At 66.5% G+C, this 15908-nt stretch carries 15 protein-coding genes; 11 read left to right on the top strand and 4 right to left on the bottom strand.

Annotated features, from left to right (window positions below; translation table 11 throughout):
• Window positions 1-7: 7 nt before the first annotated feature.
• The 5 genes from IU450_RS33130 (at window position 8) to IU450_RS33110 (ending at window position 5809) form a co-directional block, all read left to right on the top strand.
• Window positions 8-460 (top strand): MaoC family dehydratase, encoded by a 453-nt coding sequence (locus tag IU450_RS33130; protein WP_195153649.1) that lies wholly within the window; start codon window positions 8-10, stop codon window positions 458-460.
• A complete protein-coding gene (locus IU450_RS33125; protein WP_195153648.1) occupies window positions 457-2040 on the top strand; it encodes a long-chain-fatty-acid--CoA ligase in 1584 nt (527 codons plus the stop codon). Before IU450_RS33130 ends, IU450_RS33125 begins: the two co-directional genes overlap by 4 nt.
• The gene (locus IU450_RS33120) at window positions 2040-3731 is read left to right on the top strand and encodes an MFS transporter (RefSeq protein ID WP_195153745.1); all 1692 of its coding nucleotides are present in this window, start codon (window positions 2040-2042) and stop codon (window positions 3729-3731) included. The genes IU450_RS33125 and IU450_RS33120 overlap by 1 nt, the downstream gene beginning before the upstream one ends.
• A 134-nt stretch (window positions 3732-3865) precedes the next feature.
• Window positions 3866-4516: a TetR/AcrR family transcriptional regulator gene (locus IU450_RS33115; RefSeq protein WP_195153647.1), complete on the top strand. Its 651-nt coding sequence runs from the start codon at window positions 3866-3868 to the stop codon at window positions 4514-4516.
• Window positions 4517-4609: 93 nt separating this feature from the next.
• Window positions 4610-5809 carry an acetyl-CoA C-acyltransferase gene (locus IU450_RS33110; RefSeq protein WP_195153744.1) on the top strand — a complete coding sequence of 400 codons (1200 nt, stop codon included), beginning with the start codon at window positions 4610-4612 and terminating at the stop codon, window positions 5807-5809.
• Here the strand turns inward: IU450_RS33110 and IU450_RS33105 are convergent.
• Complete coding sequence (locus IU450_RS33105) at window positions 5792-8557, bottom strand: aminotransferase class I/II-fold pyridoxal phosphate-dependent enzyme (RefSeq protein ID WP_195153646.1); 2766 nt, start codon at window positions 8555-8557, stop codon at window positions 5792-5794. The two genes, IU450_RS33110 and IU450_RS33105, sit on opposite strands and share 18 nt — an antisense overlap.
• Before the next feature lie 210 nt (window positions 8558-8767).
• Here IU450_RS33105 and IU450_RS33100 point away from each other — a divergent pair, with 210 nt between their 5' ends.
• From IU450_RS33100 to IU450_RS33090, 3 genes are all read left to right on the top strand, one after another.
• Window positions 8768-9331: a TetR/AcrR family transcriptional regulator gene (locus IU450_RS33100; RefSeq protein WP_228835468.1), complete on the top strand. Its 564-nt coding sequence runs from the start codon at window positions 8768-8770 to the stop codon at window positions 9329-9331.
• 157 nt (window positions 9332-9488) lie between these two features.
• Window positions 9489-9977, top strand: a complete 489-nt coding sequence (locus tag IU450_RS33095; RefSeq protein ID WP_195153645.1) for a hypothetical protein — start codon at window positions 9489-9491, stop codon at window positions 9975-9977.
• Window positions 9952-10398, top strand: coding sequence for a hypothetical protein (locus IU450_RS33090; RefSeq protein WP_195153644.1), 447 nt, complete (start codon window positions 9952-9954; stop codon window positions 10396-10398). The genes IU450_RS33095 and IU450_RS33090 overlap by 26 nt, the downstream gene beginning before the upstream one ends.
• A gap of 106 nt (window positions 10399-10504) precedes the next feature.
• On the opposite strand, the gene IU450_RS33085 is transcribed toward IU450_RS33090, so the two are convergent.
• Window positions 10505-11536, bottom strand: a complete 1032-nt coding sequence (locus tag IU450_RS33085; protein WP_324197917.1) for a DUF2293 domain-containing protein — start codon at window positions 11534-11536, stop codon at window positions 10505-10507.
• A 63-nt stretch (window positions 11537-11599) separates the two neighbouring features.
• On the opposite strand from IU450_RS33085, the gene IU450_RS33080 reads away from it, so the two are divergent.
• Window positions 11600-12394 (top strand): hypothetical protein, encoded by a 795-nt coding sequence (locus IU450_RS33080; RefSeq protein WP_195153643.1) that lies wholly within the window; start codon window positions 11600-11602, stop codon window positions 12392-12394.
• 121 nt (window positions 12395-12515) lie between these two features.
• On the opposite strand, the gene IU450_RS33075 is transcribed toward IU450_RS33080, so the two are convergent.
• Together IU450_RS33075 and IU450_RS33070 are read right to left on the bottom strand one after the other, a co-directional pair.
• Window positions 12516-13682 carry an MAB_1171c family putative transporter gene (locus tag IU450_RS33075; protein ID WP_195153642.1) on the bottom strand — a complete coding sequence of 389 codons (1167 nt, stop codon included), beginning with the start codon at window positions 13680-13682 and terminating at the stop codon, window positions 12516-12518.
• A gap of 1 nt (window position 13683) precedes the next feature.
• Window positions 13684-14187 (bottom strand): hypothetical protein, encoded by a 504-nt coding sequence (locus IU450_RS33070; RefSeq protein WP_195153641.1) that lies wholly within the window; start codon window positions 14185-14187, stop codon window positions 13684-13686.
• Between the two features lie 388 nt (window positions 14188-14575).
• Between IU450_RS33070 and IU450_RS33065 the strand changes: the two genes are divergently transcribed.
• Both IU450_RS33065 and IU450_RS33060 read left to right on the top strand, forming a co-directional pair.
• Window positions 14576-15418: a hypothetical protein gene (locus IU450_RS33065; protein WP_195153640.1), complete on the top strand. Its 843-nt coding sequence runs from the start codon at window positions 14576-14578 to the stop codon at window positions 15416-15418.
• 159 nt (window positions 15419-15577) lie between these two features.
• Complete coding sequence (locus IU450_RS33060; RefSeq protein WP_195153741.1) at window positions 15578-15907, top strand: PadR family transcriptional regulator; 330 nt, start codon at window positions 15578-15580, stop codon at window positions 15905-15907.
• The last annotated feature ends 1 nt before the right edge of the window (window position 15908 follow it).

Below are 15908 nucleotides of genomic sequence, written 5' to 3'. Positions count from 1 at the left end.
CACACAGATGCGAGTATTCGCCACCTTCGACGAGCTCACCGCCGCCGTCGGCGACATCGTCGGAATCACCGACTGGCTCACCATCACCCAACAGCGGATCGACCGGTTCGCCGAGGCCACCGGAGATCATCAATGGATCCACACCGACCCGCAACGGGCCGCTCGCGGCCCGTTCGGTGCAACGATCGCCCACGGTTACCTCACCCTGTCGCTGATCCCGTACTTCAGCGAGCGGTTGTTCTCGATGGAGGGCGCCCGCATGGGGGTCAACTACGGCACCGGAAAAGTGCGGTTCCCCGCCCCCGTCCCGGTCGGCTCGCGGCTGCGCGACCGCGCTGAACTGCTCGACGTGTCGGAGCTTCCCGACGGAGCCCGGCTCACGATGCGGCACACGATCGAGATCGAGGGGGCGCCCAAACCCGCCTGCGTGGCCGAGATACTCGCCCTGGTCGTGCTATGAGTTTCAACCTGGCCGCCATCTTGCGTGAGTCGCGCACCGCCGCCCCGCAAGCGCCCTGTCTGCTCATCGATGGCCGTCCGATGAGCTATGCCGAGATCGACGACGAGGCCAGCCGATTCGCCCGCGGGCTCGCCCGCGAGGGTATGGAGCGGGGCTCGGTGCTCGCGATCGCGCTGCCGAACGGCGTCGAATTCGTCGTCGCCTATTTCGGGGCCCTCGCAGCAGGGGTTACGGTCCTGCTGCTCAATCCACTGCTGAAGGCTCGCGAACTGGCTTACCTTCTCGCCGACTCCGGCGCATGCGCCGTGCTGGCCCATCACCGGTTTCTCGACGAGGTCTGCGTGGGATCCGAAATAAGCGATGGTGTAAGTATTTTCGCGGTCTGCGAAGCGGCGGCGGAGTTGCCGGCCCAGGTGCGTTCCTATCGCGAGCTACTGATCGATGACAGCGGTGCGGCGGGGATCGGCGTCGGCGGGATCGAGCCGACCTCCCCGACCGACACGGCGGTGCTGCTGTACACGAGTGGCACCACAGGAGCGCCCAAAGGCGCCCCCCTTACGCACTTCCAGCTGTACATGAACTGCACGCTGTCGGCGGAGACGGTCGATGTGCGCCCCGGCGATATCGCTCTGGGGGGTCTGTCGATGTTCCACGTCTACGGCCTGGGAATGCTCAATGCCGCAGTGCGTTTCGGCGCCGCGCTGTCGGTGATGCGCCGATTCAGTGCCGATGAGGCCCTACGCCAGATGGAACGGGACGGGGTGAGCATCGTGCTCGGCGTACCGACGATGTACTTCGAACTGCTGGGGGCCGACTCCTCTCGATTCGACCTGTCCCGACTGCGGATCGGCGCGTCCGGGGGAGCGTCCATGCCCGCCGAGATCCACAGCCGATTCGAGCAGCGATTCGGCATCCCGATCGTCGAGGGGTACGGCTTGTCGGAGACCGCGGGCTCGGCCACGGTCAACAGGCCCGGTGACAGACGGTTCGGGTCGGTCGGCAAACCGATCTGGGGTGTCCAGCTGCGCATCGTCGACGACCAGGGCAATCCTCTCCCGCCGGGACCGGACCACATCGGCGAGATCGTGTTGACCGGACACAATGTGATCGAGCGGTATCACCGCCGCCCCGACGCGACCGCCGCCGCTTTCACCCACGGTTGGCTCCACACCGGCGATCTGGGCTACCGGGACGACGACGGTTACCTGTTCGTCGTCGACCGCAAGAAGGACCTAGTCATCCGCGGCGGATACAACGTCTATCCGCGCGAGGTCGAAGAAGTCCTCTATACCCACCCCGCCATCGCCGAGGCCGCCGTGATCGGGGTCCCCGACGCACGCCTCGGCGAGGAAGTGCACGCCGTGGTGACGCTGCGACCCGGCACGCGGGCCGAGCCGCGGCAAATCATCGAATTCTGCCGCCAACGTGTCGCCGCCTACAAATACCCCCGCAGCGTCCGAATCATCGATGAATTACCCAAAGGGCCGTCCGGCAAGATCGTCAAGCGTGATTTGCCTGCGCTGTTCACGAACCGGCCCGTTTCGCAGAGTACTGCCGAAGGAAAGAGGGGGGCCACGTGATGCCCTTGAATTGGTTGTGGCGCCGCCAGCTGGATCATTATCCGTCTGCCCCGAAGCGGTATTCGTATCTGGCTATCACGGTGTTGTGCACCGTCGTGTTGTACTACGAGCTGTATGTCCAAGGGGCAGTGGCGACAACCATCATGAGCGCGTTGGATGCTTCGTTCGGCGAATTCGTGGGGATCGCCGTGATCGGGAATCTGCTCGGCGCTTTCGCTTCGCTCGCCGCCGGGCTCGCGGATCGGTGGGGCCGCGCCAACCTCGTCGTCGCCGGGCTGCTGATCACCGGATTGCTGGTCCTGTTCGGCTTGCCCGCAGCTTCCAGCTTCGGCATGTACAGTTGCCTTTTCGTCCTGCTGTGCGCGGTGGAGGGCGTCGTCCTGGTGGCCACCCCGGCGCTGATCCGCGACTTCTCGCCGCAGTTGGGCCGCGCCTCGGCGATGGGGTACTGGACTTTGGGTCCGGTCCTGGGCAGCATCCTGGTGACCACCATATCGAGCCGCACCGCGGCCGCCCATCCCGATTGGCAGTTCCAGTTCCGGGTCTGCGGGACGATCGGTTTGATCGCGGCGGTGATCGCCCTGCTCGGTTTGCGCGAATTGGCGCCGAGGCTGCGTGACCAACTCATGGTCAGCCTGCGCGACCGGGAGTTGATCGAGGCACGCGCACGCCAGATCGATCCTGTCCGCGCCTTGCAAGGGCACTGGCGACAGATGCTGCGCCTCGATGTCGTCGCCTCGGCAGGGGCGATCAGCGTGTACTTGATCTTCTATTACATCGCTGTCGGATTCTTCGTCGTCTACTTCGCCACCGTCTTCGGCTATTCGGAGGCGCGGGCCAACGCGCTCGCCGAATGGTTCTGGATCAGTATCGGGCTCGCCCTGCCGATCAGCGGGGCGATCTCGGACCGGCTGCGCGTACGTAAACCTTTCATGATCGCCGGTGGCGTTCTCAGCGCCGGCGCGGTGGCTGTGTTCGCCGGGCTGGCCACGCGACCCGACACCAGCTTCCACCATTTCGCGATCGTGCTCGTGGTGCTCGGTAGCGGGACCGGGCTGGCGTATTGCACCTGGATGGCCGGCTTCACCGAAACCGTCGAACGCCACAATCCGGCCGCCACGGCGACCGGCCTGGCCCTGTGGGCATGGATCAACAGACTCGTCGTCACCCTGGCGCTGGCCGGGTTCGGGCTGATGCTGCCTGCGGTGTCCACCCTCGCCGACCAAGGTCACGAGGTGTCCCGGATCACCACCGCTTATCGGTCCCAGCTCGCCACGTTGGACAGTCTCACTCCGGCGACCCGCGCGGCGCTGGCCGACGGAGCCTCGGATGCTCGTACACGCGACGACGCGGTCACGCAACTGCTGGCCGGCGGGGCCGCCCCCGATGAACCGACCGCCCGAGCGCGAGTCCGGCAATTGACCGACCACCCGATCCCGCGGGCGGACCAGCAATTCCTTCGGGTGCACGGCCCGGCCGTCGCCGACGCCGAACGGCGCAACCCGGCGCAATGGCAGCGATGGTGGTTGGTGTGCCTGGCAGGCCAGCTCGTCTTCATCCCGCTGACGTTCGTCATGAGCGGCCGATGGAGCCCGAAACGGGCACGGCAGGACGAGGCGCGCCACCGAGCGGAAGTCGGACGGCAATTGGCCGAACTCGGTCTGTCCGAGGCGGCGCGGGAGGCGAGATGAAGTCACCCGCCCGCATCGGGACGTGCCGGCATCGGCCGTTCCGGATCCGCGCTCATCGGAGGGCAGCCAACCGGTCCCGTATAACTACTGCTATGCCGTCATCAACCCGGGGACGTGATTCCGAGCCGCCGTCAATGGTGCCGAAGGCCCTGCTACGCGAGCTGCCCACCACCGAACGCGGCCAACGCACCCGGCAGACACTGATCGCCGCGGCTCGCGCGGTCTTCGAGCGCATGGGATACCTCGACGCACGGCTCGCCGACATCACCATGGAGGCCCACTGCTCGACGGGCACTTTCTACACCTACTTCGCGAGCAAGGAAGAAATCTTCGCGGCGGTGCTGGAGCAGGCTCAGGAAGATATGCTGCACCCGGGCGCGCCGCACGTCAGCGACGACGACGACCCATGGGCGGTCATCGAGGCGAGCAATCGCGCCTATTTCACCGCCTACGAACGCAATGCCCAGTTGATGGCGATCCTGGAACAGGTCGTTCAGATCGAGCCGGAATTCCGGGATCTACGGCGCAAACGCGCGCACGCGTTCGTTCTCCGCAACGCGCACAGCATCGAACAACTGCAGCGGCGCGGTGCGGTCGACGATGAATTGGATCCGGTCTTCACGTCGTGGGCGCTGTCTGCGATGGTCAGCCGCATCGCGTACTGGTATTTCGTGTCCTCCGAGGACGGGGACCCCGGGCGGCCGCGCACCCTCGACGATCTGGTGTCACTCACCACACGGCTGTGGGCGAATTCCCTCAGACTGTCTTCCCCCTCCCAACCGTAAGAACCGGGTCGCCCCCGGCAACCACCCGAAACCGAAGCATCACCAGACGCGCCACAACTTGATGTTGACGTCATGTTCGAGAGAGTGAACGAAGTGCGAGAAGCCGTTGTCCTTTCCACCGCCCGCACGCCGATTGCCAAGGCATACCGCGGAGCGTTCAACAACACCCAGGCCCAGGAGCTGGCCGGTCACGTGATCTCCCACGCCGTGCGGCGAGCCGGCCTCGACGCGGCCGAGATCGATGACGTCGTGCTCGGCTGTGCACTGCAGCAGGGCTCTTCCGGCCCCAATATCGCCAGGCAGGCGGTGCTCCGCGCCGGACTTCCCGAATCGGTACCCGGCATGAGTATCGATCGTCAATGTTCTTCCGGCCTGATGGCGATCGCCACCGCGGCCAAGCAAATCGTCGTCGACGGAATGCAAACCACGATCGGTGGCGGCGTCGAATCGATCTCGCTGGTGCAGAACAACAATCTGAATCTGTATCGTGCGCAGGATCCCTGGCTGCTGGAGCATCGTCCCGATATCTATATGCCGATGCTGCACACGGCCGAATTGGTTGCCGAGCGATATGGCGTGAGCCGCGAGGCGCAGGACGAGTTCGCGCTCGTATCCCAGCGGCGAACCGCCGAAGCTCGAGCAGCCGGGCGGTTCGACGCGGAGATCGTCCCCATCACGACGGTGAAGACCGTCCCAGCAGCCGAAGGCGATTCCCCCACAGAAGAAGTGGTGACCTTGCGACATGACGAAGGAAACCGCCCTACGACGACCGCGGCCGACCTGGCGGCGTTACGGACCGTACTGGCAGACGGACAACTCACCACCCGAGCCAGCGTCACCGCGGGCAACTCCTCTCAGCTGTCGGACGGGGCATCCGCCTGCGTGCTGATGGAAGCCCGCGAGGCCGAGCGCCGAGGACTCACGCCGCTGGGGGTTTATCGCGGCATGGCCGTCGCCGGATGCGCACCCGACGAGATGGGTGTCGGCCCGGTCTTCGCGATACCCGAGTTGCTCCGGCGCCACCACCTCACCGTCGACGACATCGGCCTGTGGGAACTCAACGAAGCCTTCGCCTCTCAGGCTCTGTACTGCCGCGACGAACTCGGTATCGACCCACAACGCTGCAACGTCGACGGCGGCGCCATCTCCGTAGGTCACCCCTATGGGATGACCGGCTCACGACAGGTCGGCCACGCATTGATAGAGGGTCGCCGCCGAGGCGTCCGCTATGTGGTGGTCAGCATGTGCATCGGCGGCGGAATGGGGGCAGCCGGGCTATTCGAAGTTGCCTGACGCAAGGGCCGCGCTCGGCGCTTGCCGAGCCGCGGCCAGCCGCGCCAGCGCGGCCTCGGTGAAGACCGACAACCCGAGGTCGGGGTTGTATCCGTGGATTTCCTTGACATCGAGGTCGGCCAGGAAATACAGGATCTCCCTCGAGATCACCTGCCCCGGGACCAGCACCGGGAAGCCGGGTGGATAGGGGACGACGAAGGTCGCGGACACCAGGGTTTTCCCTTTGGCGAGCCGTCGCCCGGCGTCGCCGAGCAGAACGTGTTCGCGGTCGGACTCCTCGTATCCGGCGTAGAAGGCCGATCGCATGTCGCCGAACGAGCTGGCGCCGTCGGGACGAAACGCGCTGTCGAACACGCTGAAGTCGGGCAGCGCAGGCAGATCCTTGGTGATCTCGTCGACCCGGCGCTGTTGCAGGGCGCGATCGGCCTTACCGGCCGCGCTGCGGCTGCTCTCGAAGTCGGTGGCCACCCGGCGCAGCACGTCGAGCAGGTAGTGCACGCTCGACCAGGTGACGCCGATCGTGAAGATCAACAGCACACTGTTGATCGAGGTCTTGTTGATCTGGATGCCGAAGCGGTCCATCAGGATCTTCTCGCGGAACTCGTACCCGTTCATGCCGGTGTCGCCGATGAACAGGGTGACCCGGGTGGGGTCGAGCACGAACTGATCCGACCGCCACGCCTCGTTCCACTCCGCCAAGCCCCCCTGCCTGACCTGCCGATACGAATGGACCGCAGCGGACCGGAACTCGTCGGGCACCAGGTCGTCCTCGTCGAGGATGCGGAACCACTTGCCGATCAGCCGGTCTTTGCGGACGCGGTGACGGAACACCAGCGCCATGTCGTAGACGTGCCGGACCAGCTGGAAGCCCTCGATGTCGACCTGGCGACGCGCCAGATCCAACGACGCGAGCAGTTGCTGGTTCGGTGACGTCGAGGTGTGGGTCAAGAACGCCTCGGCGAACGCCTCGCGGACGAGAGCTTTGAAATCCTGGTCGCGGACGTGGATCATCGACGCCTGCCGAAGCGCCGACAGCGACTTGTGCGTGGAATGCGTCGCGTACACGCGCACCCGCGCACGCTCTGGATCGGGAAGCAGCCGGTGGTTGCTCCACTCGGCACGGTCGACTCCCCGCATCGACGCATGCCACTCGCGGTACTCCTCGGCGTAGCCGGGCGAGGACAACGCCGATTCGAGTTGCCCGGCGGCGACCATCGCGGTCCGCTGTCGTGCCCACGGCACCGCGGTGGCGAACGCGTACCACGCCTCGTCCCACAGGAAGCAGATGTCCGGCTTGATCGCCAGGACCTCCTCCATCACGCGCCGCGGGTTGTAGACGATGCCGTCGAAAGTGCAATTGGTCAGCAGCAGCATGCGCACTCGGTCAAGTTGGCCGGCCACCTCGAGGTCCAGCAGCGCCTTCTTGATGGTGTGCAGGGACACGGCTCCGTAGATCGCGAACGGCGCGAGCGGGTAGGCGTCCAGGTACATCGGGTACGCCCCGGCGAGCACCAGGCCGTAGTGGTGCGACTTATGGCAATTGCGGTCGATCAGGACGATGTCGCCCGGCCGGGTCAGGGCCTGCACGACGATCTTGTTCGCGGTGGATGTCCCGTTGGTCACGAAGTACGTCTGATCGGCACACCACGTCTCGGCGGCTTTGTCCATCGCCGCCCTGATCGTGCCGTGCGGGTCCAGCAGTGAGTCCAGCCCACCGGAGGTGGACGACGTCTCGGCCATGAAGATGTTGCGGCCATAGAACTCGCCCATGTCCTGCAGCGACTTTGAGTTGAAGATGCTGGCGCCACGCGCTACGGGAAGGGCGTGGAACTGGCCGACCGGGGCGGCCGCATAGGCACGCAGGGCGTCGAAAAACGGTGTGGCGAAACGGCTCCGGACGCCGGCGAGCACCGTGCTGTACAGGTCGGTGACGTCGTTGAGCCGATAGAACGTGCGATCGTAGACGTTCGGCTCGTCCTCGGTCTCCGCGGCGATCGACTCGTCGGTGAGCAGATACAGGTCGATATGCGGCCGCAGCTCCCTGATCCACTCGCCGCATTCGATCCAGTCGTGGGTGCGCTCGCTCGCGACCACGTCGTCGTTGGCGCCGAGCAGCGTGGTCATCAACGGCACCCGGTCGCGGGAACGAAGCGGCAGGTCGTGCCGGATGATCGCCGCTTGGATCTCGCCGTTCAACGCGACGGCGGTGATGGCGTCCTCGATGCTCGAAACGACGAGCAACTCGAACTGCACGTCGTCCGAGGGGTCGCGCAGCGCCCGCAGGCTCTCCGCCAAGCCCTCGGGGGCCTCGGGCGGGGAGTCGTCGCCGAGCAGAACGGTGTAGAACTGCTGCTGTTTGGCCCGCGCCACGAGTTCCTGATCGGCCAGCGGCGCGTACGTGTCGAACATGGCCGCGCGGTCGCCGTACTCGGAGAGCAGCCGCACGGCCAGCGACACTTCCTCGGTGAGCCGCACCGTCGCGAGATCGGCGAGATACCCGCGAAACGCCGCCAGCCGCGCCGCGCCCGGGTACAGCCAGTACCGCTCGAAGGCGGCGAGACGATCGAGGAGGCGCCGCACCCGGGCGACTTCGTGGGTGGTGTCCAGCCCGGCACGATTGACATCGGCGAGCCGACGGCAGACGTCGTCGAGCAGGTTCCACGTGTCGATTCGCGAGTACGACGGGTTCGCCACCGCCGCCAGCGCGGAAACGCAAAGCCCTCTCGGGCGCTCGCCGTCTCGGTGCATGTCGTCCGTTTCGCCCTCCGATCAGTGGGCGAAGTGATCTGTCGAACCCGACAGGATCACTCCGGGACATTCATCCTGCAGATATTGTGCCCCGCCGTACGGCGAATTCCTAGCTAACTCGAGAAGCGATGGGGCGACGGCACCAGTGGGCGGGTCGCTTCGAATGATAGTGCACTACTGGTGTGCACCAAAGGTGTGTACTGTTGGTGCATGCCGCTCCCTCGTTTTCACCGCCTCCCGCCGGAACGACAACGCGCCATCATCGACGCCGCGAAGGTCGAGTTCGCCCATCACGGGCCGGAGGGGGCGTCGTACAACACGATCATCGCCAACGCCGGCATCTCGAAAAGCTCGGCCTACCAGTATTTCGACGGGAAAGAAGACATACTCGCGCTGGTGCTGTCGGATGTCGCCGATCGGCTGCGACAACAGTTGGGGGCGTGGGTAGCTGCCGACACTTCCGACGCGTTCTGGACGCGTCTGCGCGAGAACTCGGCCGCGCTGGTCCGTTTCCTCCGGGACAATCCACTGGACCTCGCGCTGGCCGACGCCGCGATCGCCCGTATACCGGCAGGGGACGAGCAGTCGTGGCTCGGCTCCGTGCTCGCCAACGGCGTCGCACTCGGCGTCGTCCGAGCGGACGTGGACAGCGAGCTGCTGACCGCGGCGTCCGCGGCCGTTCTGCGCGCCGGTGACCACTGGGCGCTCACCAGTGGCGGCGACCCCGATCAGATCTTCAGTCTTCTGGCCGGATTGTGGGGACCTCGTGCGTAGGGACCTCCGAGCGGATTGGACGATCCCGGCGACGCGGCCCGGATGGGCCGGGCGACTGGAGCGGTTCATGGGCCCCGGGAAGACTCGAGCCGAGTCGGCCGTCGAGTGCATCGGCGGCGCCGTGTGTGTCATTCTGCTCGTAATATATTGCTGGCCAATGCTTTCCGGCCGCAGCGTCGTGGAGGTCGGGGCGCTCGCCGTCATAGCCTGCGACTTGGTCGGCGGCGTGCTCACCAACGCGACGAACTCGGCGAAACGCTGGTATCACCGCACCGGCTCATCGCGGGGCCGTTTGACGTTCGTCGCGGTTCACACCCTGCACATCGCGGTGGTGGGTTTGCTGCTCCTCGGCGATCCGGCCTGGTTCGTGGCCAACACGCTACTGCTGCTCGGGTCCGCGGTGCTGATCGAATCGGTGCAGGCCGCGTTGCGCCGCCCCGTCGCCATGGCGACCTACATGACCGTATTCCTGATCAACCTGATCGCGTTCCCGGTACCGGCGTTGCTGGCCTGGTTCATCCCGCTGTTCTATCTCAAATTGCTGATCTGCCATTTGATTCCGGAGGTCCCCATTGGAACCGGCCCTCGTTCTCGCCCGAGCTTTCGAATCCGAGCCCGGAATGTCCTGGGTCGCAGGGGACCGTAAACGTCACTGGTTCGCCGCCACCGCTCGATTGCCGCATCTGGTCACGCGCACCACGCCGGGCGCCGCCGCCCTGCTCAGCCCACCCGGGTGCGCCCCCGACGCGGTCGCGCAGTTGACCTGGGCCGCGCGAATCCTGCTTCGTTGCGGCCCCACAGCGATCCACCGCACCCTCGGCTACTCTCGCGAAGCCGACCGCCGCAAACCGCCGCATGCCTGGACGCTCGAATTCATCGGCGCCGAGCACCCCGGACACGGCGCGGGCCGCCGCCTCCTGGACCTGATCCTCGGTGAATTCGACGACATCTGGTTGACCACCGCCGACCCGGAAAACGTCCCCCTCTACCAGCATTTCGGCTTCACGCTGACCGATCACTGGTCCGTGGACATTCTCGATGTCCACGCCCTCCACCGCGCCGCCTGAACGCGCTGGGTAGGCACCGGCCAGGAAGCAAGCATTGAACGACCGATCCGTATCCGTGCGCGTCAAGGTGTGCGGCGGCGGAGAGTTCGCGGCCGACCGGGGCGCGTCATCGTCGCCATGTTTCGAGGACGTGGTCGACGGTGGGACGGATCCGGGCTCTGGCCTCCGGGCGGGGGATGCCGGTCATGAGGAGCTGGTCGTAGTCGGTGTCGCGGTGGCGGATAGAGGCTATGACGGCGAGGGTGAGCGCTTCGGGGGAGAGAATCTTGGCTGCCGCGGTGCGGCCAACGCGGCCGCTGCCGCGCGCCGCGGCATGTTCGGCGATCTCGGTGGCGCGGTCGCTGGGGCAACCGGGGAACAGTCGCCGGATCTCCTCGGACATGCGGGCGCGGTATTCGACGTCCTGCGCGGCGCGGCGAACGCGGTCGCGGTCGCGGCGGCGGGCGCGGGCATCGTCGTCGGCCAGGCATTGCTGTTCGGCGCGGGCGAGGGCGGCCTCCTCGACGAGGATGCCCAGCCGCTCGTAGCGTTTGCGTCGCCGGTTGAAGCGGACCACGACGGCAGCGAGGGTGCTCTCCTTCTTGGCGCGGCGGCTCAGCGCCGCGTTCCCGGCGGGCAGGAACTCCAGATGGTCGAGGTCCGAACAGGTCAGGCACAACGCTCCGGCCGCGGAGGTGATCAGATACGGGCCGGTTTCGGCGCATTCGGCGCACGTCCATGGCTCCGCGGCCTCGACTACCGTCAGATCCGGGACCTGGTTCTGGCGTCGGACGACCTGTTCGCGCCGCGCCGGGCTGAGTTCCGCCGAGAGCCAGTGCACGCGGAAAGCCTCGTCCTCGCCGTTGTCGACGAACCGCAGCGTCTCGCGATCACGCCCGCTCGACAGGTACGCCGCGGTGCTCGCGGTGAGCCCGTGCTCGCGGGCCCACTCGCCCAGCAGCTCCGCCGCCTCCTGCATGCGCCGCCCATCCACCGCCGCTACTTGCTCCAACGACGGAACCTGCCCGTGGCGCCAGCGATCGACTTGACGGGTTCGCACCCACCCCAGAACGCCGAATACATCGACCGCCGACACGTATTTGCGTTGGGCCAGCGTTGCTTGCGCAGCCTCGACCACGCGCCGCCGCAGCTTGGACACGGGTTCGAACCCTAGCGCAGTGGCGGGCGGGCTCTGCAGGACGCACCGCCGCGCCCGTCCGCGATGCGACCCGCACTGCCGCCGGGGGTCGACGAGGTGGTGGCCCGCGCGCTGGCCAAGGACCCGGACCACCGCTACCCGTCGTGCGGGGAACTCGCCGCGGCGCTCGGGACTGCGCTCGGGGCGGAAGAACAGCCGAGTTCGGCGGCCAGTTCCGTCGCATCCCGATCGCGGGGTCGATTCGTGCTCGTCACGGCCCTCGCGGTGACCGCCGTCGTGCTCGGTACCGGGGCGATCGTCGCGCTGACCGGCAAATCCGACAGCGGGCCCGTGGCCTCGCCGACGTCGGTCGCCGGGTGGAGTACCGCGGCGGCGCCCACCACCGCCACCGGCGACCGCACCGACCGGAGCAGTTATCAGACGGTGGTCCGGCAGTTCCCGAGGCTTTTGCCCGCGACGCCGAATGCCGTCGGCTATCAGGGCATTCGATGCGGTCCGGTAGACCGGGATGCGAACTCGGTCGAATTGAATTCGCAGCTCGGCGAGCTGGCCCGGCTTCTGTGCAACGGCGACCGAAACCCGGTGGATCGACTCGTCGTGAACTGCACTACCGATCGGCGGCCGAACCCGGTGGCACCGTTCACCGACATGACCGTGCGCGGAGACGAGCCGTGGCAGCGAGTCTCCGGGACCGGACGAGTCATCTGGGGCGACATCGCCGGCGCGGACGGCCGAATGGTGGGCACAGTCCTGGTGCAGTTCGACCCGCCCATCCGCGATTTCTGCCAGATCCTGGTCCGCGGCGGCACTTCCGGCCAGGACCTGTACGACCGCTGGTGGCGCGACGCCCCACTCTAGCCGCGGTTCACCACCACTCGGCGCGAGCTGTAGCGTCGTGTGCCCGAGCAACGGAGTCGTCCCGGCCACCGCATCACCTCAGGTAGGTCGACGGCGACGGCAGTCAGATCTGTACGCGACGCTACGGCGACTTCGTCAGGCCGCGGACGTGTGGCCATGCCTCGGCAAGGGCGAGTAGCCGGTGCAGTTCCGCGTTGAGGTCCCGTGTCCCCAGCCGGACTTGGTGCCGGGGCGAGAAAAGGCTCGCGCTCGGGGGGCGCCCGGCGGCTTTGGTGGCAATGGCCTCGGCGATGCGGCGGGCATAGACATGTGGGTTACCGTCGGTGGCGGCCAGATCGTCGGGGCTGTCGCTGTAGCGCTTGAGATGCAGCAGGCTGTCGCGGATCTCGACCGTCATGCGGTGCAGACGGATGGCCGGGTCGGTTCGGCCGTTGTGGTCGCGCCGCATCTCCAGGACGATTTCGGGTACGGCTGCGGTGAGATCGGCCCACATCGGCTGCAGGCGGCGGCAGTATCTGCCGGTGCGGTCCCATCCGAGGTGGGTGAGCAGGGCGCTGATCAGCGGCACCGTGACCACGGCGGGGGCGCCGACGGCAGAAAGAAGGAAGCCGCTCCATGCTTTCCAGTGCATCTCGGGATCGAGTGACGGTCGGCCTGTCAGGACACTGCTGATGGCCTCGAGCGGGTACACGACCGCTACGATCCCCAAGCCCACCACGGTGCCGAGGACCGCTGTGTATAGTGCACGTTCCTGCCAGATGCCGTCTCCCGCGGCGCGTATCTCGCGCACAGTTACCCGGCCGAGGAGCAAGGTCGTAGCCCCGAGCGGCAGGGAAAACGCGACCCAGACCACGATAGCAGGCCAACCCAGGGCTTGATCGATCAATTGGTCGGCGCGGCGGGCGGGTGTCCCTGCGATCAGGATGACCGCGGTGGCGGTGATCGCGATGAGGTAATAGCGCCGCTGCCTGCGCCACGTGTGGGCGGGATCGGCGCCTGCCCACAACTCGGCGATGCCGTAGATATGCGAGATGGCCAACACGGTTGCTCCCAGCGAGAGCTGGCGGGCGAGGTTCACCACGTCGCTGTCGTCGCCGGGCAGCAGCCAGGTCAGTGACTGTTCGAACCATGCCTCCCGCAACAGGTGTTCGAAGACAGCGGCAGCGATCGCGCCATTGATGAGCCGGTCGACGATGCTGTCCCGCAACAGCCACCACCGACCGGCGAGCACGAATATGAGACCGGTCAGGACGGGCCAGGTGATCAGACCCGGTATCGGAGAGGTCATCTCATCGGTGCCGGTTTCGGAAGAACGTCGAGCGGAACCGGCTCGCCGACCGCTTCGGCAGCATCGCTTCGACCAGCAGCAGGTCGGCGAAGGTTTCGGCGGCGCGCTCGCGCTCACTGCCGTAGTCTTGGCGGCGCAGTACGCCGCGGATGGTTTCCAGCGACAGCGAGGGCATCAATTCGCGCAACGGCAGATCAGCCGCCGCGTCACCGGCAGTCCCTCCGTGGCCGAGCAGCATGTGACCGATTTCGTGGGCGATGATGTGATCGGCATGCCATTCGGTGTCGGCCCCGTACATGATCACGTCGTCGCCTTCCCGGGCGATCCACAGGCCACTTCCGGTGCCGCATCCGCTCTCCGAGAGGGCGCCGACGTCGGTCGGGCACAACGTGATCGGCCGTCCCCGGTACTGCGCCACCCGCTCGATGTATTCCGTGATGTCCCATGGGTGGGGGATCGGTACCAGGCGACCCAGCTCCTCGAATCGCGCGGCGAGATCCTCCATTGCGCCTTCCCCTCGTTGAGCACGTGACCTGTGCCGACATTGTCGCCTACGGAGCATTGTCGCTGACGTCGCTTGTCGCGCAAGCGTTCTCGCATTTGCCATTGGCGGATCAGCCACGACATCACCGCGACGGTGAGCGGAGATTGCCCGAAAGTGCAGTCGGGGCGGGCACTTCGGTCGTGATCGTCCTGCGGGCTGCACCGGCTGAGCCTCTAATGGAGGTATGGAATGGGCGGTGGGGCACCCTGGTGCCGATCGTGTGGCGAGTGCCGTGCGGCGGGGCGTGCGGGCGGAGCCGGCGGTTCAGGAGATTCGCCAGCGCATTCTCGGGTTGCAGCGGACGGTGGGAAATGCTGCGGTAGCCGATCTCGCACAGCGGTTGCGCCCGTTGACGGTTCAGCGTGACGGACCAGCGCAGCAGGAGCCGCCGACGGTCCGGCCGGGGGAGCGGGTGCGGTCAGGCGATCCCACCCCGCCCGCGCACTTGCGCCGCCCGCCCGGTTATTGGACGGGTCATCACATTTCTGGTCCCGCCGATTTCGGGACCCAGGGCCTCCTCGACGTCGTGCTCGCCGAGATCGCTGCCCACCGGTATGACAATCCGCTGCATCGCGAACTGACCCGGCACTATGTGTTCGGTGGGGGTGCGCCGTTCCATCTGGATCGCCGACGGATGACGCAGGTGATCCGGCCTGGCAGCAATCACCTCAATATCCTGGGCAGCTCGCACTGGCGAGAGGTCGAGCGTATCAAGCAGGCACTGACCGAGCCGGCCGCTCGCGCCCGCGCCGCGACCGCCCCGGTGCGCACCAGTGCTGTCGTGGTCTGCGACGATGACCTGCCTTCGCTCGGCGCTTTCACCGCGTTCGTCGAAGGGACGATCACGGCCCGTTTCGGCAGCGCGCTGACACCGGAGGAAGCCGCCGGAATCGAGCTGCGGTCGCAGTTGCGCAGCAGGCTCCCCTCCCGGTCGGGCCGCCCCGCGCGTCCGGCGGAGCCCGTGCACTCGGACAGCATCTACTACGAGTTCCACGGAACTATGCGCTGGGAAGACGAGTGGAACTTCGACCCGCAGACTCCCGATCCCCATGGCTTTCCAGCCACCAGGACCGCCGACGCCGAGCGGGTCACCCGTCTAGCGCATGACCATCTGCCGGGCATGCCTTTCCACGTATCTTCCGAGACTGTCCAGGTCACGCAGATATACGACGCTCCAGCCGCAACCTGGTAGTCGCGAGTTCAGGCCGTAGAGCTCACCGCAGCGATCAGGTCGCCCACTGCCACACGTTTGTTCGGCTCGGCCTTCGGCTATTAAGTGTTGCTATGTACTGGTAGTCGGCGTTACTATCTACTAGTAGTCAGCAACACTTAGTAGATGAGGGAGTGTTCCGTGGGCAAGCAGGTGACGGAGATGCTCAAGGGAACGCTCGAGGGCATCGTCCTCGCGATCCTGTCCCGTCGGCCCGCCTACGGCTACGAGATCACGGCGTGGTTGCGGGAGCAGGGCTTCTCCGATATCGCCGAGGGCACCATCTACGCGTTGCTGGTCAGGATCGAGCAGCGCGGCCTCGTCGACGTGGAGAAGGTCCCGTCCGAGAAGGGGCCGCCGCGCAAGGTGTACTCCCTCAACGCTCAGGGACGGGAATATCTCGAAGAGTTCTGGAGGACGTGGAGCTTCCTCGCAGAACGGCTCGAACAGCTCCACGAAGGAGGGAAGTAAC

The organism is Nocardia abscessus, from assembly GCF_015477775.1.
In the GTDB taxonomy this organism is placed as follows: domain Bacteria; phylum Actinomycetota; class Actinomycetes; order Mycobacteriales; family Mycobacteriaceae; genus Nocardia; species Nocardia abscessus_A.
This window is presented reverse-complemented; position numbering and strand designations above follow the sequence as displayed.